General features: G+C 66.8%; 16 protein-coding genes. 15 read left to right on the top strand and 1 reads right to left on the bottom strand.

The genetic code is table 11. The annotated features are described in order from the left end of the window. The first annotated feature begins 16 nt into the window (after positions 1–16). From VI26_RS20410 to VI26_RS20480, 15 genes are all read left to right on the top strand, one after another. Positions 17–544, top strand: coding sequence for a type VI secretion system tube protein Hcp (locus tag VI26_RS20410; protein ID WP_048411595.1), 528 nt, complete (start codon positions 17–19; stop codon positions 542–544). Positions 545–606: 62 nt separating this feature from the next. Further along, positions 607–1053, top strand: coding sequence for a GPW/gp25 family protein (locus tag VI26_RS20415; protein ID WP_048411596.1), 447 nt, complete (start codon positions 607–609; stop codon positions 1051–1053). Further along, complete coding sequence (gene tssF / locus VI26_RS20420) at positions 1050–2915, top strand: type VI secretion system baseplate subunit TssF (RefSeq protein ID WP_048411597.1); 1866 nt, start codon at positions 1050–1052, stop codon at positions 2913–2915. Before VI26_RS20415 ends, tssF begins: the two co-directional genes overlap by 4 nt. Then, entirely contained in the window at positions 2912–3895 is a 984-nt protein-coding gene (gene tssG, locus VI26_RS20425; RefSeq protein ID WP_048411598.1) for a type VI secretion system baseplate subunit TssG, read from the top strand. Before tssF ends, tssG begins: the two co-directional genes overlap by 4 nt. Beyond that, on the top strand, positions 3892–6513 hold the full coding sequence (gene tssH / locus VI26_RS20430) for a type VI secretion system ATPase TssH (RefSeq protein WP_082151180.1): 2622 nt from the start codon (positions 3892–3894) through the stop codon (positions 6511–6513). Before tssG ends, tssH begins: the two co-directional genes overlap by 4 nt. Beyond that, positions 6504–8915: a type VI secretion system Vgr family protein gene (locus VI26_RS20435; RefSeq protein WP_048411599.1), complete on the top strand. Its 2412-nt coding sequence runs from the start codon at positions 6504–6506 to the stop codon at positions 8913–8915. Before tssH ends, VI26_RS20435 begins: the two co-directional genes overlap by 10 nt. Positions 8916–8964: 49 nt before the next feature. Next, a complete protein-coding gene (locus VI26_RS20440; RefSeq protein WP_048411600.1) occupies positions 8965–11190 on the top strand; it encodes a pentapeptide repeat-containing protein in 2226 nt (741 codons plus the stop codon). Further along, complete coding sequence (locus tag VI26_RS20445; RefSeq protein ID WP_048411601.1) at positions 11187–12242, top strand: pentapeptide repeat-containing protein; 1056 nt, start codon at positions 11187–11189, stop codon at positions 12240–12242. Before VI26_RS20440 ends, VI26_RS20445 begins: the two co-directional genes overlap by 4 nt. Beyond that, positions 12242–12841 (top strand): DUF3540 domain-containing protein, encoded by a 600-nt coding sequence (locus VI26_RS20450; protein ID WP_082151181.1) that lies wholly within the window; start codon positions 12242–12244, stop codon positions 12839–12841. Before VI26_RS20445 ends, VI26_RS20450 begins: the two co-directional genes overlap by 1 nt. 11 nt (positions 12842–12852) lie before the next feature. Beyond that, positions 12853–13242, top strand: a complete 390-nt coding sequence (locus tag VI26_RS20455) for a PAAR-like domain-containing protein (RefSeq protein WP_048411602.1) — start codon at positions 12853–12855, stop codon at positions 13240–13242. An 8-nt stretch (positions 13243–13250) separates the two neighbouring features. Further along, the gene (locus tag VI26_RS20460) at positions 13251–13901 is read left to right on the top strand and encodes a type VI secretion lipoprotein TssJ (protein WP_231581074.1); all 651 of its coding nucleotides are present in this window, start codon (positions 13251–13253) and stop codon (positions 13899–13901) included. Then, positions 13898–15259 carry a type VI secretion system baseplate subunit TssK gene (gene tssK, locus VI26_RS20465; protein ID WP_048411603.1) on the top strand — a complete coding sequence of 454 codons (1362 nt, stop codon included), beginning with the start codon at positions 13898–13900 and terminating at the stop codon, positions 15257–15259. The genes VI26_RS20460 and tssK overlap by 4 nt, the downstream gene beginning before the upstream one ends. A 108-nt stretch (positions 15260–15367) precedes the next feature. Then, positions 15368–16885: a type IVB secretion system protein IcmH/DotU gene (gene icmH, locus VI26_RS20470; protein WP_197081550.1), complete on the top strand. Its 1518-nt coding sequence runs from the start codon at positions 15368–15370 to the stop codon at positions 16883–16885. After that, positions 16882–20325 (top strand): type VI secretion system membrane subunit TssM, encoded by a 3444-nt coding sequence (gene tssM, locus VI26_RS20475; protein WP_048411604.1) that lies wholly within the window; start codon positions 16882–16884, stop codon positions 20323–20325. Before icmH ends, tssM begins: the two co-directional genes overlap by 4 nt. Before the next feature lie 63 nt (positions 20326–20388). Next, positions 20389–20766, top strand: coding sequence for a DUF6277 family protein (locus tag VI26_RS20480; RefSeq protein ID WP_197081551.1), 378 nt, complete (start codon positions 20389–20391; stop codon positions 20764–20766). A 55-nt stretch (positions 20767–20821) separates the two neighbouring features. Here VI26_RS20480 and antC read toward each other — a convergent pair whose 3' ends face one another. Then, on the bottom strand, positions 20822–21844 hold the full coding sequence (gene antC, locus VI26_RS20485) for an anthranilate 1,2-dioxygenase electron transfer component AntC (protein ID WP_048411605.1): 1023 nt from the start codon (positions 21842–21844) through the stop codon (positions 20822–20824). Position 21845 lies beyond the last annotated feature (1 nt).

The following is a 21845-nucleotide window of genomic DNA, read 5'->3' on the forward strand; positions in this document are numbered from 1 at the left end:
TTCGGAGTATCGCAACATGGCAAATGCACTGGTTGACTACTTTTTGCAGATTGAAGGCGTCGAGGGCGAATCGACGGACCAGCAATATTCGGGCCTGATCCAGATCCAGAGTTGGCAATGGGCGGAGGAGAACTCGGGCAAATGGGGTTTTGGCAGCGGCGGCGGCGCTGGCAAGGTGGAAATGAAGGACTTCGAATTCCGCATGGTCTCGAACAAGGCCTCGCCCAAGCTGTTCCTGATGTGCGCCACCGGCGAGCATATTCCGCGCGCCAAGCTGATCTGCCGCAAGTCAGGCAAGGGCCAGCAGGACTTCATGATCATCACCTTCGCCAGTGGCTTGGTGTCCTCCTTCCGCACCCTGGGCAATATGCCCTACGCCAGCATGGGGCATGGCAGCGGCGACGTGGACAGCGTGCTGCCCACCGACGAGATCAAGATCAACTTCGCCAAGATCGAGTTCGAATACCGCGAACAGCGCAACGACGGCACCATGGGCGCGGTGATCAAGGCGGGTTATGACTTGAAGCTGAACGCGGCGGTGTAGGCCCGCGCAGGGTTCCCTTACTTCTTCACAGGACGGCGCCGCGTAGGCGGCGCCGGACAGCCATGACGCCACGCTTGTACGACCAACTCTCCGCGCGCTCCGGGCGCGATGCGCTCGCCGCCAGCCTGGCGCGCGAACTGACGCATTTGATGAACGCCGCGCTGCGCGGGGCCCGACTGCCGCTGGCGGCGGGCGGCGAGCTGACGAACTCGGTGTGGAACTATGGTCAGCCGCCGTTGGCCGAGGGGCGGTCGAGCCAGATCGATCCAGCACGGGTCAGCACGCACATCCGCGCGGTGATCCGCGGCTTCGAGCCGCGGCTGGACCCCGCCAGCATCGAGGTGAGCGCGCGCTCCGGCACTGGAGCGCTGGAGCGTCAGCGGCTGTATTTCGATATCGCCGCCATCGCTCGCGACGGCGGCGCTGCGCTGCGCTTTAGCCTGACCCTGGATTATCTGGACGCTTATTTCAGCTTGCCGCGCGCGGCGGAGACGGGAGCGGACGGATGAACTTCCTCGATCACTACAATAATGAATTGCGCCACCTGCGCGAGGCCGGCGCGCGTTTCTCCCAAGAGCATCCGCAGATCGCGCCGGCGCTGGGTCTAAAACCAAACTCGGTGGCCGATCCCTTTGTCGAGCGGCTGCTGGAAGGCGTGGCCTTTTTGTCGGCCCGAGTGCAGACCCGGCTGGATCTGGAGGGCGCCGAATTCGCGCGCCAGGCCCTGACCCAGCTTTGCCCGCTCTATTTGAGCGCCACCCCCGCCATCACCAGCTTCGCCTTGCACCCGGATTTCGGCTCGCCGGAAGCTTTCCGCGGCCACAGCGTGCCCCGCGGCGCTCTGATCCATGCCAGCTTGCCCGGCCGCGCGCGGCCGGTGACGTTCGCCACCGCGCGCGAAGTGACGTTGCTGCCTTTGCGCCTGGAGCGGGCGGAATGCAGCCGCAGCCTGGGTGGCGTGTCCGCCGCGCTGGCGCGGCGCTTGGCATCCTCGCAAGCGGCCTTGCGCCTGAGTTTCCGGCTGGAAGGCAATGCCGCGTTGCGTGAACTGCTGGCCGCGGACGGCAGGGCCAAGCCGCTGCAATTGAGCTTGGCCGGCGATTTGCCGCGCGCTTATGCCTTGCACCGCGCGCTGCTGGCCGATGTTGGCGCCTGCTATGCGACAGCCGACGATGACCAGGGTGGCGAGACCATGCTGGAGCTGCCCGCAGGCTGCCTGCGCCTGTCCGCCACCGACGAGGACGAGGCATTGCTGCCCGCCGATGCGGGTGGGCTGCCCGGCTTGCGCATCCTGCGCGAATACTTCGCCCAGCCGGCGCGGCTGCTCAGCGTGGAATTGGACGTGCTGGGTCCGCTGGCGGCGCGGGCGCCATCGGCGCGCGGTTTTGACTTGATCCTGGCATTGCGCCATCCGCCGGCGGACTTGATCGGTGAAGTCGACACCGGACAGTTCCGCCTGTTCGCCACCCCGGCGATCAATCTTTATCCCAAGCGGCTGGACCCGGTGCCTTACGACCCGAACCAGACCGAGCAATGGATGCCGGTGGACCGGATGCGGCCGGCCGAGCACCACCTGTGGCGTTTGCTGGAAGTCAATGTCTGCGACAGCAACGGCCGTTCGCGCGAGGCGCGGCCGGCCTTGGACGCCGGCGGCTACCAGAGCGGGCCGGCGGCGGCGCGTTATTCGCTGCGGCGTGAGCCGGCCTTGCAGAGCTTGGGGCCACGTCATGGCTATCCGGACGCTCTGGGTAGCCATGACTTGATCACCATTTCCGCCTGCGCCGGCGATATCGGCCTGGACGACATCGCGACGCTGACCGGCCGCGCGCTGGTGGCGGACCGGGGCTGGCGGCCGGAAGACTTGCCGGGCGCCGAGTTGAGGATGGAGGGGGGCGGAGCGGTGCAACGGCTGGAGTGCTTGTGGCCGGCCAGCGCCCCGCGGCCGATTCCGGCCTTGGAGCGCTGCTGGTCGGCGGTGGCTCAGATCGGCCTGAACCCGCTGAGCCTGCGCGACACGGCGCGCCAGGACATAGGCGCGCGGCTGGCGGAGCAGCTGCGGCTGGCCGCGCAGCCGGAATGTCAGCTGGACCGCCAGCGCATCGACAGCCTGAGGGCCGCTCACGCGCAAATCTGCTTTCTCGCCGCTGGCCGCGCCTCGCCGCAGGCGTTGGTGCGAGCGACCCGGGTGGAGCTGGATATCGCCGCCGTCATGCACGCTGACCGCGGCGGCTGGCTATTCGGTCGGCTGTTGGCCCAGGCGCTGGCTCAGGCCGTCAGTTTGAACGACGGCATCGAGGTCCGCGTGCTGCTGGATGGCGAGCCAGCCAGTCAGCACGGCAATACCTCGCGCGACGATGGAGAACTGCGATGAAGCGACAGCCGCTACAGCGGGAGCTGAGCCCGCAACGCACTTTTTTCGAGCTGATGCGTCGGGTGGAAGCCTGGCAGTGGCGGCAGCCGACAGCCGGCGCACCGTTCCGGCTGCGGCGGCGGCCGGATTGGCTGAGCCTGGAGCAGTCCGCCGACATGCGCTTCGCCAGCGCCGAAATCAGCGCGCTGCAACTGGACGCGGCGGCGGAAGAGGGCGGCACGCCACGCGTCAACGTCACCTGCCGCCATTTCGGCTTGTTCGCCCCTTACGGCCCCTTGCCGCTGCATGTCACCGAGCATGCCCTGCATGAGCGGCGGCTGGAGCGCAACGCCGCCTTCGAACGCTTCGTCAACCTGGCCTGCGGCGATCTGGCCTGGCTGCACTATGCCGCCCGCGCGGCGATGCATCCGGTCTTGGGCTATGAACGCGGCCGCCACCCCTTCGCCGAGCGCGTCGCCGCGCTGGCCGGCATGCCGCCATCCGGCGCGGAAGAGCGGAACCATGATGCCGCGTCTTGCCGCTTTGGCACGCCGGGGGCCTATCACGCGCCCAGTCGCTCCTTGACGGATTTGCGCAAAATCCTGGCCGGCTATTTCGGCGTGCCGGTGCGGCTGATGCCGCGCCGGGGACGCTGGGTGCCGCTGCGCGGCGCCGGCGGGCCGCGCCGACTTGGACGCTGGCGCGTTGGCGGGCGGATTTGGGACGCGCAGCAGGCATTGGAGATCCGGGTTGGCCCCATCGACGCCGCCGAGTTTTGCCGCTGGCAGCGCGGTGCCGCCGCCATGTTGGCGATGCGCGCCATCGCCGCCGATTTCGCCGCCGGCCAGGCGGCTCCGGTCATCCAGATTCAGGTCCGCACCCGGCCGGAACTGGCCGGCAAAGTGGGGCGCATGCGCCTGGGGGTGGACGCATGGTCCCGCCCCGGCAACGCGCTTCGGACGCTCACCGTGTATGACTCTTTCCAGGATCCAAGACTGTGAACCGAGAACGCATATTCGGCCGTCTAGGCCCTACCGCATACCAGGCGCTGGTCGAGGCCACCGCGCTGGGACGATCGCGCCGGCACGCGCTGGTCGACCTGGATCATTGGCTGTACTGCCTGCTGCGCCACGCCAACAGCGATGTCGCGCTGCTGCTGGAGGCGCTCGAGTGCGACCCAGCCACCGCGCTGCAACGCATAGGCAAGGCGTTGGATGCCGCTGAAACCGGCGGCGAGGCGTTGCGCGACATTTCGCCGGCGCTGGAGCGCAGCGCGGCCCCTGCCATCAGCTGGAGTCAGATCGCCGCACCCGCGGCCAAGGTGCGCAGCGGTCATTTGCTGCTGGCCTGGCTGGACGAGGAGCCGACGCGGCGCTGGCTGCAGCATAGGGCGGGCCAGGCGCTGGCGAAGCTAGCGCTGGACGACATCGTCGCGCGTTACGAGGTGTTGGCCGGTGCTTGGCCGGAAGCCGCCGACGCGCCGTCCGCGGCGCTGGCCGGCGAGGCCGCCGCTGACCCCGCCGCGGTGCTGCGGCAATGGGCGGTCAGCTTGAGCGAGCAGGCGGCGGCCGGTGAGTTGGACCCGGTGATAGGCCGCGACGCCGAATTGCGCGCGGTGATCGACGTGCTGTCGCGGCGGCGACAGAACAATCCCATTCTGGTGGGCGAGGCCGGTGTCGGCAAAACCGCGGTGGCCGAGGCGCTGGCGCAGCGCATTCAGCGCGGCGAAGTGCCGCCCGGCCTGCGCGGCGCGCAGATCTGGGCGCTCGACGTGGCCAGGCTGCAGGCTGGCGCCGGCCTGCGCGGCGAATTCGAGCAGCGGCTGCGCGCGGTGATAGACGCGGTGATCGCCTCGCCGGCGCCCATCATCCTGTTTTGCGATGAAACCCATACCTTGATCGGCGCCGGCGGCAATGCAGGCACCGGCGACGCCGCCAATCTGATCAAGCCCATGCTGGCGCGCGGCCAGCTGCGGATGCTGGCCGCCACCACTTGGTCGGAATACAAGCAGTTCATCGAACCGGACGCCGCGCTGGTGCGCCGCTTCCAGGCGGTGGCGGTGGACGAGCCGGACGACGATACCGCGGTGGACATGCTGCGCATGATCGCGCCACGTTTTTCCGACCATCACGATGTGCGCATCGCCGATGCCGCCTTGCGCGCCGCGGTGGCCTTGTCGCGGCGCTATCTGCCGACACGGCAGTTGCCGGACAAGGCGATAGGCCTGCTCGATACCGCCTGCGCGCGGGTGGCGATGAGCCAGAGCTGCCGGCCCGCGGCGCTGGACCGGCTGCGCCATCAGGAGCTGATCACGGAGCTGGCGCTGCGTTGGCGTGCCAGCGATGCGCAGCTGGGCCTGGCCGCGTCGGATGACGCAACGGAGCTGGAGCGCGCCGGCGCCGAAGCCGCCGCGCGCGCCGACGAGATGGAAACGGCATTGCACGCGCAGCGCGCCGAGGTGGATGCCTGGCTGGAGGGCTTGAAAACAGGTGACGGCGACCCGGCCCGGGCCGATGCGCTGAGCGGATCGGAGCGGCTGGTGCGGCCCTGGGTGGACGCGCACGCCATTGCCGAGGTGCTGTCGGAATGGACCCGGATCCCGGTCACGCAAATGGCCCAGGACGAGGCGCGGCGGCTGATGGCCTTGCGGCAGGAACTGAACCTGCGCATCCAGGGCCAGCAGCAGGCGTTGGACGCCATTGTCGAAGCGCTGCAAGTGGCGCACTCCGGCTTGGGCGACCCGCGGCGGCCGTTGGCGGTGATGATGCTGACCGGCCCCACCGGCAGCGGCAAGAGCCAGACCGCGGTCGCGCTGGCGCAGGCCTTGTTCGGCGGCGAGCGCAATCTGCTGCGCTTCAATATGAATGAATTCCAGGAAGCCCACACCGTGTCCACGCTGAAGGGCGCGCCGCCAGGCTATGTCGGCTACGGCCGTGGCGGCCGCTTGACCGAGGCGGTGCGCAAGAAGCCCTACAGCGTGCTGCTGCTGGACGAGTTCGACCGCGCCCACCCGGACGTGCACGAGATGTTCTATCAGGTGTTCGACCAGGGCTGGATGGAAGACGGCGAGGGGCGGCACGTCAATTTCCGCAATTGCCTGATTCTGCTGACCAGCAATCTGGGCGACGCCGGCATCGAAGCCGCCTGCGCCACCGACCCGGATTGCAGCCAGGCGCGCCTGGACGCGCTGGCGCGCGAACGGCTGCAGCGCCGCTTCGCCCCCGCGTTGCTGGCGCGGATGCAGGTGGTGGCATTCCGGCCGCTGGACGAGCCGGCCCTGGCAGGCATTGCGCGCCAGGCCTTGCAGGAGATCGGCCTACGCTTGAACGCCAATGGCCTGGATTGGCGCGCGGACGCGGCCAGCGCCGACTGGATCGCCCGCGCGGTGGCGCGTCACCCGGCCAGCGGCCGCGCGGTGGGCGACCTGCTGCGGCAACGCGTGATGCCGGGCATCGCCCGCGGCGTGCTGGAGGCGCATGCGGCCGACCGCGCCTTGCGCAGCGTGCGGCTGAGCGCAGCCGAACGGCTGGAGTTGGTTTTCGACGAGGAGGCCGTCCTGCAACTACCGCCGGACGCGCCATCAGAATCCGACCTTTCTGGAGAAATCACATGCGCCTGATCGAACTGCACAGCCCAATACTGGACGCGGACAGCATCGCGCTAAGCTTCAAGACGGATGAGCGTCTGTCGCAGGAGCCCAGCTATCAATTGGAAATCAGCTGCGCCGACCCGGCATTGGATCTGGACGGCCTATTGGGCACGCGGCTGGGGCTGGAGATAGACCTGGGCGCCGCCGGCACGCGTCCATTCCACTGCCAGGTGCTGGGCGGCCACGACACCGGCCAGACCCAGGACCGCTACACCTATGCGCTGGAGCTGGGCAGCTGGCTGTCCTTTCTGGCGGAGAATCAGAACTGCCGGGTGTTCCAGCAGTTGACGGTGCCGCAGATCGTCGAGCAGGTGTTCGGCGAGCATCAGCGGCCGGACTTCCGCTTCGAACTGGAGCACGCTTATGAGGCGCGCGAATACTGCGTGCAGTTCCTTGAGTCCGATCTCAATTTCGTCAAGCGTCTGCTGGAAGACGAGGGCATCTATTTCTGGATAGAGCATCAATCGGAGCGCCATGTGGTGGTGCTGTCCGACACCCAGCGCTTCGACGATCTGGCCGCCGGCTACGACTGGCTGAGTTTTCTGCCGGATGGAGACGAGTTTCGTCCGCTGCCGGGGCGGGAGGGCGTGCAGCGGCTGCAGCGCGGACGGCGGGTGCGGCCAACCAATGTCGCGCTGCGCGACTTCGACTACCACGCGCCGTCCAACCGCCTGGACAGCGATGCCCGGGAAAATCACCCCGGTCTGGAGGGCATCCGGCTGGAGCATTACGACTACGGCGCCGGTTACAACCATCAGGCCGGCGGCGACCGGCTGGCGCGGTTGCGCCTGGAGGCGTTGCAGGCGGATTCCCACCAGTTCACCGGCATGGCCAATGCGCGTGGCTTGGCCACCGGTGGCGCGTTCACGCTGGATGGGCATCCGGATGCGGCGCGCAACCGCCGTTACTATGTATCGGCCAGCCAACTGATTTTTTTGCAGGATGGTCCGGACAGCAGCGGCCAAGGACGCAATGTGCAGTGCCTGTTCCGGGCGATGGCGGACGACCGGCCGTTCCGACCGCTGCGGCAGACGCCGAAACCGATGCTGCCCGGCATCCAGAGCGCGACGGTGGTGGGGCCGGTGAACGCGGAGGTGCACACCGATGCGCTGGGCCGCATCCGCGTGCACTTCCACTGGGACCGCTACAAGACCCAGGAAGAAGATGCCTCGTGCTGGATCCGGGTGTCGCAAGCCTGGGCGGGCAAGGGCTGGGGCGTGCTGGCGATGCCGCGCGTCGGCCAGGAGGTGCTGGTGACTTATGTCGACGGCGATCTGGACCGGCCGATGGTGACCGGCATTGTCTACAACGGTGACAATCCGACACCGTATGACTTGCCCAAGGACATCCGCTACACAGGCCTGGTCACGCGCTCCTTGAAGCATGGCCGTTACAACCACGCCAGCCAGATCACCTTCGACGACCAACGCGGCGCCGAGCGGGTGATGATCCACGCCGAACGCGATATGCAGCGGACCACGGAACGCAATAGTTCGGAAGCGGTGGGCCAGGACATGAATACCTCGGTAAATGGCACCGCCACCACGGTCACCGGCGCCTCGGTCAGCTATACCGGCGTATCGGTGTCCTTTACCGGCCTGTCGGCCAGCTTCACCGGGGTATCCACCAGTTTTACCGGACTATCCACCACCTTCACCGGGGTAGCCACCGGCTTCACCGGCATCAATACCGCTTTTTCCGGGGTGGCAAACAACTTCACGGGTTCATTGAATAATTTCTTTGGCGTGGTTACCCAATTCACCGGAGTGAACACTGCCTTGACCGGCGTGAGCACCACCTTGACCGGTACCAGCACCTCGGTGATCGGCACCTCGCAAGGCCTGACCGGGCTCTCCTCCTCGTTGACCGGCGTCCATGTCGCGGCCACGGGGAAATCGCAAACCATGACCGGCGTTTCATCGTCGTACACCGGCACCTCTTGCTCTGTGACCGGCAAGCATATCGGGATTACCGGCACTTCCAAGACCGTGACCGGCACTTCGATATCGGATACCGGCAGCGCAACCAGCATCACCGGCACCTCGATGTCGACTACCGGTTCGTCCACCAGCATCACCGGCACGTCAATGATGACCACCGGCTCATCCACCAGTGTCACCGGCACTTCAATGTCGACCACCGGCTCATCCACCAGCGTCACCGGCACTTCGATGTCAACCACCGGCTCATCCACCAGCGTCATCGGTTCCTCGATGACGACCACCGGCTCCTCGGTCGGCTGCACCGGCTCTCATATCGCCAGCACCGGCTCCTCGATGACGACTACCGGAGCCAGCTTTTCCTATACCGGCGTTTCTTACTCGGACACCGGGGTGGATCTGAAGCAGCTGGGCATGCAGATAAAAAACTGAGGCATCACGCCACGGGTGGATCTGTCCACACAGAGAGAAGGGAACGCGCATGACCACACACATCAAGCCGCAGGCCGCGTTGATTTCCACATCGCGCACCCAGATCGGCAGCCAGGCGCAACTGCGGATCGGCGTCGGCATTGGGTTCCGGCTCAGCGATCCCCGGGTGCTGGCGCATGAGGCGTCGGTTTGGGAGGCGATCAAGGCGGCGGCGCCGTCGGTGCCCTTGTTCGAGCCCGGCATGCCCAAGCAGCATGCGGAGTGGCTGCTGCTGGGCCACGCGCATTATCGCGGCGGGCGCGAGCCGGAAGGCTCGGTGAATTGGAGCGCGAGCGCGGAACTGGGCACGGTGGGCAAGAGATTGTCTTGCCACGCGGCGGGCCAGCTCGGCGCCGACGGCTGCTTGCGCGCCAGCCTGGAACTAGACCATCGCCAAGCCGCCGCCGGCCATGACGGCGCCAATCCTTGCGGCCTGCCGTCGCATACCCCGCCATTGCAATTGTTGTGCGGCCTGGGCGCCAAGCCGGCGGCGCTGGCGGCCTTGGGGCCGCTGGGCTTGGACTGGCCGGAACGGCGGCAGTGGCAACCGGCCAGGCCGCGCTCGATCGCGGCGATGGCGGAAGATGGCACTCATCTGGGCTGGCCGGCGGCAACCGACTTGCGGATGTTCCAGCAGGCCGCGCCGGATCAGTGGTCGCGGGAGCGGGTTTGGCGCAGCGGCGAGTGTTTTGCATTGCGGGGCATGGGACCGACCGGGCAAGGCTTTGCCGGCAAGCTGCCGGCGCTGACCGCCGTGGCGCTGGCCGGCCGGCACGCGGGCGCCTTGTCCGAGCAAGCGGAGCTGGCGCTGCAGACGGTCTGGTTCTTGCCGGATTGGGACCTGGGCGTAATGTGGTGGAGCGGTTTCCTGCCCTTGGACTACCCCTTGCAGGAAGACATCAGCCAGTTGCTGGTGGCCTTGAAGGACTGCGCCGAGCCGCTGGACCTGGCTGGGCTGAAGGCTTTTGCGTGGCGCCGGGCCGATGTGGCCGATCAAGACCCGATGCTGTTGTCAGATCACCCGCTGATGCCGGATCCGGGGCGCGGCTGGGTATGGGAGCAGATTCTGGCGGTGGAAGACCATCCCGGCCAGACGCCCGCGCCACTCAGCCACGAGCAAATCGGTGACCGCATGCGGCAGCAATGGCAAGCGTTTGAACAGGCGCAGCGAGACCAGATCAAGTTGCGAGCCTTTGCGCGCGACAGCGAAAAGTGCTTGGCAACAACACCCACGGCGGCTTCCTCCCATATTGACTGGCGTCAGCGCCTGGAGCAGGACGAAGCCGGCGAGCTGTGCGAGCAAACGCTGAGCGGCGTAGACCTGAGCGGACTGGACTTCGAACAGCGTCATTGGCGGCAGATGCGCTTCGAACAATGCCGTTTTGATCTTTGTAGCTGGCGCCAGTGCCGTTTCGAGCAAGTCAGCTTCGTTGACTGCTCCTTTACCGGCGCGCGGCTGGAGCAAGTGAGCTGGACCGATGGGGGCGCCCAACGTTGCAAGCTGGAGCGGAGCGCTTGGCATGAGGCCGTCTTACAGCGCGTCAACCTGGAAGACTGCCGGCTGGACGGGGTGGTTTTCATCGGCGGCAGCTGGCAGGCGGTGACCGTGCAAGGGCAGGGCGGAGACCAGGGCCGGGTAGCGCAGATGCGTTGGGATCGGGTCAGTTTCTACCAAGTCACCGGCGAGAACTGGCGCGTCGAGGAGGTACGGGCCGATGGCCTGGACCTGGTGCGCAGCGCGTTGCGCGGCGCGCATTGGCGCCACTGCCAACTATTGAAGTTCAGCGCGCTGGAAAGCGATTTGTCCGCCAGTCTTTGGCAACGCTGTGGCCTGACCCTGGCGGTGATCTCCTATCACAGCAGCCTCAAGCAGGCGCTGCTGGAGGACTGCGAGTTGACCAAGTGTTGCTGGCAGGCGCTGCAGGCCGATGGCGTGCACCTCGAATATTGCACCTGCCTCCATTTCTGCATCGGCAAGCTGCAAGCGCCCGGCTCGCGCTGGAACGGCTGCGTGCTGGATGGCGCCAAGGCGGTGAACGCCAATCTGGCCGGCGCGGTTTTTCAGGCTTGCTCGCTGCGCGACGTCGCGCTGCAAGGCGCCGATCTGAGCGAGAGCCGGCTCGAGGACTGCAATCTGATCGACGCCAATACCGCCTGGATTTTGCCCGCAGCGGCCGGCGGCTGGCAGGGCAATCTGGATGCCGGCTTGCAGGATTTGCCACGGAGAAGCGCGTGAGCGCGCCCTCGGCGCTGCCGCGGGAAGTGCGCGGCCAGCACTTCAGCGAGCAGGCCCCGCGGCAGGCGCTCAGCGGCATGCTGTACATCGACTGCCATTTCGAGCGCGTGCATTGGCGGGAACATCATTTGAGCGATGTCCGCTTCCGCGATTGCCGTTTCGACGACAACCGCTTTGAAGGCAATGTCTGGCGCCAAGTCCATTGCGAGCAATGCCGCTTCCAATGCTGCGCATGGCAAGACTGCGTGTTCGAAAAAGTGTTCTGGCAAAACGTGAGCGCGCGCGACAGCGACTGGCGGCAATGCGCGTGGAAAAACTTCATCTGCGTGGCGCTGGAGGCGGAGGAATGGCGGATGCTGGAACTGCGCGGCGCCCATGTTTCCTTCGTCAATAGCCTGCTGCGGCGCTGCCTGCTATCCGGCGGCACCTGGCAGGCCAGCGCCTGGATCAAGAACCGGCTCGCCGATGTGCGCATTCAACGCGCGGAACTTGACAACTTCATCGTCGGCTTGAGCCAAGCACAGCGGATGGCCTTGCTGGATTGTCAGGGCATCAATACCCGCTGGCTCTACTGCGAGCTGGAAGACATGAGCTTGGAGTCCTGCCGCTTGCGCCAGGCCGCCTGGTCCGGCAGCGCATGGCGCGGCGGACGGCTGCAGGACAGCCAGTTGGCTGGCGCCAATTTCGAGCAGAGCCGGCTCTGCCAGCTGGAGTTCACCGGCTGCGACTTGGAGCAGGCGCTTTTCGATGGCGCCAGTCTGGAGGATTGCCAGCTCAGTCACCTGCACGCGCCGCGCATCTGGCTGCGGCGGGCGCGGCTGGAGCGGGTGGACCTCAGCGGCGCCGAGCTGGACGGACTGGATGCCTGCGGCGCGGAATTGCGGCAAGTCAGGCTGTCCGGCGGCAGCTGCCGCCATGGCCGGCTGATAGGCCAGCCCCGCGACGCGTGGCAGGCCGCCGATACCGCCAGCGCCGTTTTCAGCGATCAAAAGTTTGAGCAAACCCAGGCTTGGCGCGCGCGCGTTCAGCCCGGCCCCAGAGGAGAAACGTGATGAAACCACTAGCAGAGCCTAGCGTGGCGCCGCCGCAAACCGAGAGCGAAAGCGATGCGGTATTGCAATGGCTGCGGGTGTCGGCACCCCGCGCCAAGATCGAGGACAAGGCCAACGGCTTGCGCCAGGGCAGAGTGGACGCGGCGGAGTCCAGCGCCTGCCGGGTGCGGCTGGTCTCGGGCGCGGCGTTGGATGCGAGGGTCGCGTTTGGCTGCCAGCCCAGGCCGCAACGCGGCGATCTGGTCCAGCTGGCGCTCTCCGACGAGGCGTGCTGGGTGTTGGCGATCCTGGAGCGCGACGATGCGATGGCGCATTGCGTGCTGGACTTCGGCGTCGCCAGCGTGCAAGTGCAGGCCGGCGAACTGCGCTTGCACGCCGATGGCGAATTAAGCCTCCATGGCCGCCAGTTGAACAGCCGTGCCGAGCAGATCGGCACCCGCGCTCAGGAGCGGCAGACCCATATCGGCGGTTCGGACCTGACGCAATGCGGCAGCCAGCTGCTGCATGTGGAGCGGCATCTCGGCCTGCATGCCGCCAGCGCCACGCTGACCTCGTCCTCGCTGCTGAAGCTGGATGCCGGCCAAATCCACCTGGGCTAAGGAGAACGGGCATGGGGTTTGAAAACACCTCTGGCGCAAGCGGCCAGGCCGTGGCGCCTTGCGATATGTGCAAGATACCTGTGGTGTGCGTGCCGGGCTGCTATGTCAACACGGCCAAACTGAGCGATGCGGTTAATCCCTGCCACAAGCTTTTAATCGAAGGGGCGCCGGAGCATAACCAGGCAACACAGGTGGCGACCTCCTCCGGAAACGAAGGCAGTTGGGGTGGGTGCGGAAGTGGCGCGATCAAGGGAACCATGGAATATCTCACCGCCAAGCCGAAGGTCATGACCTGCGCGGCGCCCACGCCGACCCATGCCGATGACACGACCAGCCAGAATACCCGCAATACCACGGGCTTGGTGGTCAGCCCATCGCAAACCAAGGTAAGGATTTCTTAGTGAATGCCATGCGCAAGAGCGCTTGCCTGATGGCGCTCTGGGTGCTGCCGGGCCTGCTGGCCGGCTGCTCCTCCCTGCTGCCAGCGCTGCTGCCTTCCTTGCTGCCGCCGCTGAGCCCGATTCGGAGCGAGGAGGGGCCGCGCCAGTTGCACGTCACCCTGGTGGGCGGCGCGCAGCTCAACAATAGCGGCGGCGGCCCGCGGCCGGTTCAAGTCTGCCTATATGTGGCGCGCGAGGCCAACTGGACGCCGTCGACCGGGCTGGATGACAGCCTATGCGTCCAGCGCGGCCAGGAGATCACGGCCGAAGCGCGCCAAGTGATCGCGCCAGGACAGGTGCAGCAAGTATTGTTGCCGGCCGCTGGCTCGGATCCGGTATGGCTGTTGGTGGATGCCGACTTCGCGGCGAAACCGCCCGGCTATGCGCCGCTGCGCATCCGCGTCGACGGCCGCAAGCTGATCCATCTGGCGGTGCAGCTGGAACGCAACCGCATTGTCGATGCGTTGACGCCTCCGGTCACGCCACCGCTCGCCGATGGCGCACCGCCGGTTGCGGACAAGGCGCCGCCGATCGCCGAGACCCCGGCCGCCCTGCCTGAGCGCAAGCCGGCGCGCAGGCCGCGCAAGGCGTCAGCTGTCCGTGAGGAGAGGAATCTATGAGCGTTTTACCGGTAGGGCCAGTCGCCTGGAGCGATGGCATGTTGATCGAAACCCAGCATTTTCAGCAGCAGGAGCGCCATCTGGCCCATCTGTTCAAGCTGCGACTGAGCCAAGTGTCCAGCCATGGCTGGGGCTTTTCATTGCTGGACGTGGACAGCGACGGGCTGGGACTGGGCCGGCTGGGCCTGCGCGCCGCCACCGGCGTGCTGCCGGACGGCACCCCGTTCGCGCTGCCGGCGCATGATCCGCTGCCGGCGCCGCTGGACACCGCGGAAGCCCAGGCGGGCGATATCGCCTGCCTGGCCTTGCCGGCCGCCGGCAGCGGCGGCCCGGACATGGCCTTCGGCGACATCGCCGCGCCGGCCCGCTACCGCGCGGTGGCCACCGAGGTGTCCGACCTCAGCATAGGGCTGGACGCGCCGGGCTCGCCGCGCCGGCTGACGCTGGAAACCGGTCGCATGATGACGCGCCTGTGCTGGCAATCACAATTGCGCGCCGATGAAACCGCCTTGCCCTTCGCCAGGGTGGATGGCCGCAGCAGCGCGCTGGCGCCGCAGTTGGATGCGCGATTTGTGCCGCCCTTGCTGGACAGCCGCGCCCACCAGACGCTGCGCGCGCTGATCGAGGAGTTGCAAAGCACGCTGCAAGTACGGCTGGCGGGCAGCGCCGGGCTGCGGGTCTTGTCCGCCGGCGGCGGCCTGGCCGACCTGATCGAGCTGATGTTGCGCCAAGGGATCGCTGAATACCGGATGCGGCTGGCGCACTTGGATGCCTTCGAACCATTGCCGCCGGCGCTGCTGTTCCAAGAGCTGATCGGCCTGTTGGGCCGGCTCAGCGTGCTGCCCGGCGTCGACGAGACGCTGGCTGAGCGCCAGTTCGCCTACCGCCACGACGATTTGCAGGCCAGTTTCGAACCCTTGGCCGCCACTCTGCGCTATGCCTTGGCCCGTGTGATTGAAACTCCGGTGCTGCCGCTTAGATTCGAAGATCGTGGCGATCAGGTCCATGTCTGCGTGGTGGACCGCCAGTGGCAGTTGCAGAAAATGGTGTTCGCCTTCTCCGCGGCGATGCCGGCGGACAAGCTGCGCCAGTTGTTGCCGCAGCAGGCCAAGCTGGGCGCGGTGGAACAGATCCAGAAGCTGGTGGACCTGCAATTGCCGGGCGCGCGGCTGATCCCGGTGCCGAATCCGCCGCGCCAGGTGCCGTATTACGCGCAAAGCGTGTATTTCGAAGTGGAATCCAGCGACCCGTTCTGGGCGCAGGCCTTCGCGGGTTCGGCGCTGGCTTTGCGCATTGTCGGCGACTTCCAGGATCTGCGTTTCGAAGCCTGGGGGCTGCGCGAAGGCAAGGTCGCCTGATCCAAGAATACAAAAGAGTGAGCCGCGATGAACCTGCTGCATAATTTTTCTTCGATTTTCCGGCGAGCCTCCTCCGCGCATCTGAACAGCTCCATGATGGAGAGCGCCATGCGCCGCCAGCTGGAAAACCTGCCCTTGCTGATGCCCGGATCGCAAACGGACATTCAGGACGCGGAGCAGGAGCCGGCTGTTCCGGAGCCCGCGCTGGAGCCGGCTTCCGCCGCGCCATCGCTGGCGGACACTAGCGGCGCGGAAAGCGAAGCGGACGGCGCGATGCTGGTCTATCAGCGAGCGGGCGGGCGGGCCGCGCTGTTCAAGGCCGGCCAGCAACTGGCGCATTGGGACAATCCCTTTATCTCCCACGCCATGCCGGCTGTGCTGCAACTGCGGCGCATGCTGGAGGCCGCGGAAAGCCAGCTGCAGATTCGCGCGCAGCTGGGCCTGGAGCTCAAGCTGTTTCGCGAACGCCTGGGCAGCGCCGGCTGCGAATGGCAGCAGGCACAGGACGCCAGCTATCTGCTGTGCACTTATCTGGATGAAATCTGCAACGACGCGGCGCGCGGCGCCGGCCAGCAGCCTTATGACGGCGAACGCAGCCTGCTGGTGGAATTCCACGACGATGCCTGGGGCGGCGAGGACGCATTCGCCGATCTGCAGCGCTGCTTGCGTCATGAGCCGCTTCCCTTGCAACTGCTGGCCTGGTACGAGCTGGTGCTGGCGCTGGGCTGGCAGGGGCGTTATCGGGTGCTGGAGCGCGGCGAGGTGCTGCTGCAGGATTTGCGTTCACAACTGCACGCGACGATATGGCGTCAGCAAGAGCCGGCCCCGCTGGGCACCGGACTGATCACGCCGCCGGCGGTGACGCCGGCCCCCGAGCCGCCGCCGCCGAAACAGCGTTGGCTGACGCCTTGGCGCGTGGCGGTCATCGCGCTGGCGGCCACCGCGCTGACCTATGGCCTGGCCACGGCCAGCCTGGACCAGCAGGGCCGGCGTCTGCGCGAGGCGCTGGCGGCCTGGACCCCGCCTGCGCGGGCCATCAACCTGGCCACCGCCTTGCCGCCACCGTTGCCGCAGTTGCTGTCCGAAGGCTGGCTGGTGGCCTATAAACATCCGCAGGGCTGGCTGCTGATCTTCCGCAGCGACGGCGCTTTCGATGTCGGCAAGGCCGAAGTGCGCGCGTCGTTTCAGAAGAACATCGTGCGCTTGGGCCAGGCCTTCGCGCCATGGCCGGGGGATTTGGAAGTGATAGGCCATACCGACCGCGTGCCTATCCAGACCAGCGCGTTTCCCAATAATCAACGGCTGTCGGAGGCGCGCGCCCGCTCGGTGGCCGACATGCTGCGCCAGACCGCCGTCGCCGGCGGCGCGCAAGCGCCCGACAACGCCAAGGCGCGCCGTATCGATTCCTCAGGCCTTGGCGAAAGCGCGCCGCTGGATGCGGCGCGCACGCCGGAGGCCTATGCGCGTAATCGGCGCGTCGATGTGCTGTGGAAGGTGGCCGGCATTTCCCTGGGGGGCGGCCAAGCTTCGTCGGCGGCAAGTTCCGGCCACGCCGCCGCTCCGCCGCCCGATACCGCCGGCGGGCCGGAGCCGTTCGGTCTCGGCGCCAAGGAGCAACAGCCATGATCCGGCATAGCCTGCGTATTCTGATCGCGGTATTGATCGCGTTGATGATCTGGTGGGTGGGACCCTTGATTTCCATCGGGGTTTATCGGCCGCTGGGTTGGCTGCTGCTGCGGCAGATTCTGGTGGCGGCAGTCTTGCTCTGGGGTTTCTGGCCGTTGCTGTGCCGGCTCTGGGCCCGCTTGCTGGCCGCGCCGCGCTCGCTCAGGCGCGCGCCCAAGCCACCGCCGGAGCCCGAGCCGGAGCCCGCTCCACCCGATTACATCGACGATACCTTGCGGCAGTTGCAGCAGCAATTGAGCCGTCGCGACGGCGCGCCACTGCCATGCTATCTCTTGCTGGGTGTGAGCGGCAGCGGCAAAAGCAGCTTGCTGGACTGGTCGCTGCGCGACGGCGCGCCGCAGGCCATGACGATAGGTCAGGGCTTGGGGCTGGATTTCCGGCTGGGCGCGGACGCGGTCTGGCTCGACACCCAGGGCCAGTGGAATGTGAGCGACGGCTACGATGCCGCCGCCTCCGCCGCCTGGAACAAACTGCTGGCAGGCTTGTTGGCATTGCGTGGCCGGCTCTGCGTCAGCGGCGTGGTGCTGTGCATTGGCGGCGATGAGCTATTGACGATGGCGGCCAAGCGTCGGCAACAAGTGGCGACGATTTTGCGGCAGCATCTGCTCAAGCTGCGCGACGGCCTGGGGCGCTGCCCCAATGTCTACTTGGCGCTGACCAGGCTGGATCGTCTGGATGGCGCGATGGCGTTGCTGGGCTTGATGAAGCCGGAATCCTGGAGCCGCGGCATCGGGTTTTCCTTGCCGCTGGAGGCGGAAGGCGGCTGGGACGACGACCTGCATCGCCTGGAGCAGCGGGTGCAGCGCCAGGTGCTGTTCGCCGCGCCGCTGGCCGGCGAGGCGGCGGTCAATCATGCCCAGTTGCGTTTCGTGGAAACGCTGGGACGATTGCGGCTGGCGTTGTCGGCCTTGCTGCCGCCCTTGTTCGCCCGCGACGGCGAGGAGGATGCAGCCCGTTTGCGCGGTCTGTGGCTGGGCTCGGTGGCGGAGGTGGCGGATATCGAGATCGACGGCCCCGAACCGGCGACCCGGCCCTTGGGCGAACTGTGGACGCCATTGCTGCGGCAACTTGGCTTGGAGCGGCAGTTGATGGAGCAAAACCTCAGCGCCGCCGAGCGGCTGGCGCGGGAGCAGCCGCCGCAGCCGGCGGCGCGGTCATGGAAGCGGAGGGCGCTGAACGCGCTGCGCTGGGCGCCGGTGCCGACGCTGGCCATGATCCTGTTGGGCTGGATGGCCTGGGGCTATTCCGCTGAACGCCATTATCTGGACTATCTCTGGGCGCAGTTCAACGAGAGCAAGACGCTGGCGCGCGAGCAGGCCGGCAGCGTGCAGGGCGCCGGCTCTCCGCTGCTGGCGGTGGCCGCGCAGATGCGCTACGCCCAGGCGCAGGCGGAAAGCGCCGAGCGCGGCTTGGGCACGCCGTTTTTCGAGCACCGCCGCGTGGCGGACACCGCCGCCGCGACTTATCGGCGCCATCTGCAGAAAACCCTGATGCCGGAACTGCACAACGAACTGAAGCGCACCTTGCAGGCGCAGAACCAAGGCAGCCCCGGCGATATCTTCCTGACGCTCAAGGTCTATTTGATGCTGTGCCGGCCGCAATATCGTTCCGCCGACGCGGTGGAGCGCTGGATAGCCAATCGTTGGGAAGCCTTGTCCGAAGGACAATACAACGAAGAGGACAAACGCCTGCTGATCGCCGACGCGCGCGCGCTGATCACGCTGCCGGAGCTACCCGCGACGCCGGAAGACGCCAGCCTGGTGCAGACCGCGCGCGCGCGCGCCGCGCAGATCCCGGTGGTGACCCGGGTGCTCAATCATATCCGCGAGCAAGGCCTGCCGGCGCAGATTCAGGACATCTCGCTGGCGCGCGCCGCCGGCTTCGGCTCGGCGATCAGCCTGCGGCTGCGCAACAATACGCCGGACACCGACGCCGCGATCTCCGGCTGGTATACCCGCGCCGGCTATAGCAACGCTTTTCTGCCGCGGCTGGAAACCGGCGCGCGCGCGATGCTGGAAGAGCAGAGCTGGGTGCTGCACAACGAGCCGCTGCGCGGAAACGGTTTTGAAATAGACAGCCTGGTGCAGAAACTGGCCGACAGCGCGCGCAGCCAGTATCTGCAGGACTACATCACCGCCTGGCAAAGCTTTCTGGGCAATGTCAGCGTGCGCGCCGTCACGGGTCTGGGCGATGCCGCGCAATTGGCGGCCGCGCTGATGAACTCACAATCGCCACTGGCCAATCTGCTGCGCTTCGCCGGCCGCGAAACCATGTTGACCGGCAACTACGATGGCGGCATGGATAGCTGGATAGACAGGCAGAAATCGCGGCTGGAAAAAAGCCGGCGCACACTGATAGGCGAAATCAGCGGCGAGCGCTATCGCACCACGATGCTGCCGGAACAGGTGGTGGAGGAACACTTCCAGGCCTTGCGCCAGATAGCCCGGCAATTGGAAAACAACGACAACGCCGGCAACAACCCGCTGGCGCGTTTGTTCGATTCCTTGTATCGCCAGCTGGGCCTGGTCAATGGCGCCTTGCAGACCGGCCAGGTGTTGCCCGCGCAATACGATGTGTTCACCAAGCTGCGCGGCGACGCCGGCCTGCAGCCGGAACCGGTGCGCGGCATCATGCTGGACCTGATCAACAATGGCAGCGCCGCCACCTCCAGTCAGACCCAGGCGGTGCTGAACCGGGGCGCGGCCGGCGCCACCCGCGGTGTTTGCGACCAGGGTCTGAGCAGTCGTTATCCCTTCCGCCGCGGTGCCAGCGCGGACGCCAGCGTCGAAGGCTTCGAGCGGCTGTTCGCGCCGCAAGGCGCGATGGCGGTGTATTTCCGCGACCACTTGGCCACCTATGTCGACACGGCCTCGGTGCCGTGGAAGGCCCGCAGCGTGGACGGCGGCAAACAAGCGCTGCTCAGCCCAGCGCTGATCGGCGCCTATGAAAGCGCCAGCCGCATCCGCGACACGATGCTGGATGACAGCGGCCGGCTGCGCGTGTCTACGGTGTTGCGCTTCCTCGACATGGACCCGCAGCTGGCCGAGGCGCAGCTGGACCTGGCCGGCCAGACGCTGCGCTTCGCCCATGGCGCCACCACGCCGCAGCGGGTGGACTGGAACGGGCAGAGCCAGAAACTGGCGATACGGTTGCAGATGAAGTCGGTGGACGGCCGCGTCAATACCTTGCAATACGACGGCCCGTGGGCATTATTCCGCTTCTTCGACGCCGGCCGCGGCGTGGGGGGCGCGGCGGACCGGCGCGAGCGCCTGTACCAGGGCAGCCTGGGCTCGGTGCGCATCGAATGGCAGTCGCTGTCCTCGCCGTCGCCGCTATGGTCCGGGCTGATCCAGTCTTTCCGTTGTCCGCAAGGCGGCTGACGAGGGGCCAGAGCCTCTCTGCCGCTGTTTGTTTCGTGTCATCACCCACTGAAAGGAAACACCATGACCAAGGCCGCAGAAAACATGATCGACCCAGCGGAGATCCTCAAGGCGTGCAATGCCGCTCAACAATATGGCCAGAACGCCGGCAGCAAGATGGCGGAACCGTTTCTGAACGCGGTGCCGGATATGTCCATCGCCTCAGGCAGCAATGCCAGCAATCTGATCGGCAATGTGCAGGATGTAGGCCGCCAGATGCTGGACCAGATGAGCGCGATCAAGTCCGCGGTGGATAAGCAGGTGGCGGTACACCAGGACCAACAGCGCCGGCAGAAGACTTATGACTTCCAGCCGGATATGTCCGACCTGCGCCCCAGCGACGCCAAGGGTTTTCCCACCGAAATGCCCGAGGCCTTCTTCGCGCCGTTCATGAAGAAGTAAGCGTGGCGGGCGGGCAAGGCCTGGGCGCATGCACGGTCCAGGCCTTGGCGGCCCTTCAGCCACCGCTGTCGGCGAACTTCTCCAGGTAGAGAGTGAGATGTTCGCAGCCGTGCTGGCGCAGCCAGTCACGCATCGCGTCCACCATCGGCGGTGGGCCGCATAGATAAATATCGGCGGCCTGAGCGCGCAGCGCGTCCGCGTCCAGCTGCTCGGGGATCAGCCCGCGCTTGCCGCTCCAGTCTTCTCCCGGCTTCATCACCACCGGATGCCAGACAAAGCCGGGCAGCCGTTCTGCCAGGCCGCGCAAGCGCGGCAGTTCGCACAGATCGCCTTCGCGGTTGACACCGTAGAACAAAGTCACCGGCTGGCCGCAGCCGCCTTGTTCGGCCAACTGATCCAGCATGCCCAGAAAGGCGGACAAGCCGGTGCCTCCGGCCAGCATCAGCACCGGCTTGTCGATGTGGCGCAGATAGAAGCTGCCCAGCGGCGCCTCCAGCTCGATGCGGTCGCCGGTCCGCCAGCCGTCGCGCAGATAATTGCTCATCGCGCCATTCGGCAGCAGCCGCACCAGAAAGCGCAGCTGCTTGTCCGCGCCGGGCGCGTGGGCGAAGGAGTAGGCGCGCCATTGCTCGCCGCCTGGCACGCGCAGCCGCGCGTACTGGCCGGGCAGGAAGGAGAGCGCGCCCTCGGCGGCGGACGCGTCCAGGCACAGGATGGCGCTGCTGTCCGATACCGGCTCCACCCGGCTGACCACGGCGGCGATGCGGGAGGGCGGCGCGCTGCGGCACAGGCTGGAATCGAAGTCGAAGGAAAAGGCGGCGTCGGACAACACCCGGGTCTGGCAGGAGAGTATCCGACGTTCCGCCAGTTCCGCCGCGGACAAGGCCTCGGAATCGACATAGTCCTGGCTGTAGTCGCCGCGGTCGCAGCGGCCGCGGCAGGTGGCGCACACGCCTTCGCGGCAATCCATCGGAATCTTGATGCCCTGACGCAACGCGGCATCCAGCAGCAGTTCGCCTGGCTTGGCCTCCAGGAACAGGGTATGGCCATCGAGAAAATTCAAAGCCACTTGATGCATT

Source organism: Chromobacterium sp. LK1 (assembly GCF_001043555.1).
In the GTDB taxonomy this organism is placed as follows: Bacteria; Pseudomonadota; Gammaproteobacteria; order Burkholderiales; family Chromobacteriaceae; genus Chromobacterium; species Chromobacterium aquaticum.

What these genes read in the sequence shown, in the direction of transcription:
- tssK (WP_048411603.1), top strand. Translation starts at nt 13,898, where the DNA reads ATGAGCGTTTTACCGGTAGGGCCAGTCGCCTGGAGCGATGGCATGTTG.
- icmH (WP_197081550.1), top strand. Translation starts at nt 15,368, where the DNA reads ATGCGCCGCCAGCTGGAAAACCTGCCCTTGCTGATGCCCGGATCGCAA.
- VI26_RS20480 (WP_197081551.1), top strand. Translation starts at nt 20,389, where the DNA reads ATGACCAAGGCCGCAGAAAACATGATCGACCCAGCGGAGATCCTCAAG.
- tssM (WP_048411604.1), top strand. Translation starts at nt 16,882, where the DNA reads ATGATCCGGCATAGCCTGCGTATTCTGATCGCGGTATTGATCGCGTTG.
- VI26_RS20450 (WP_082151181.1), top strand. Translation starts at nt 12,242, where the DNA reads ATGAAACCACTAGCAGAGCCTAGCGTGGCGCCGCCGCAAACCGAGAGC.
- antC (WP_048411605.1), bottom strand. Translation starts at nt 21,844, where the DNA reads ATGCATCAAGTGGCTTTGAATTTTCTCGATGGCCATACCCTGTTCCTG.
- tssG (WP_048411598.1), top strand. Translation starts at nt 2,912, where the DNA reads ATGAAGCGACAGCCGCTACAGCGGGAGCTGAGCCCGCAACGCACTTTT.
- VI26_RS20435 (WP_048411599.1), top strand. Translation starts at nt 6,504, where the DNA reads ATGCGCCTGATCGAACTGCACAGCCCAATACTGGACGCGGACAGCATC.
- VI26_RS20460 (WP_231581074.1), top strand. Translation starts at nt 13,251, where the DNA reads ATGCGCAAGAGCGCTTGCCTGATGGCGCTCTGGGTGCTGCCGGGCCTG.
- VI26_RS20410 (WP_048411595.1), top strand. Translation starts at nt 17, where the DNA reads ATGGCAAATGCACTGGTTGACTACTTTTTGCAGATTGAAGGCGTCGAG.
- VI26_RS20455 (WP_048411602.1), top strand. Translation starts at nt 12,853, where the DNA reads ATGGGGTTTGAAAACACCTCTGGCGCAAGCGGCCAGGCCGTGGCGCCT.
- VI26_RS20415 (WP_048411596.1), top strand. Translation starts at nt 607, where the DNA reads ATGACGCCACGCTTGTACGACCAACTCTCCGCGCGCTCCGGGCGCGAT.
- VI26_RS20440 (WP_048411600.1), top strand. Translation starts at nt 8,965, where the DNA reads ATGACCACACACATCAAGCCGCAGGCCGCGTTGATTTCCACATCGCGC.
- tssF (WP_048411597.1), top strand. Translation starts at nt 1,050, where the DNA reads ATGAACTTCCTCGATCACTACAATAATGAATTGCGCCACCTGCGCGAG.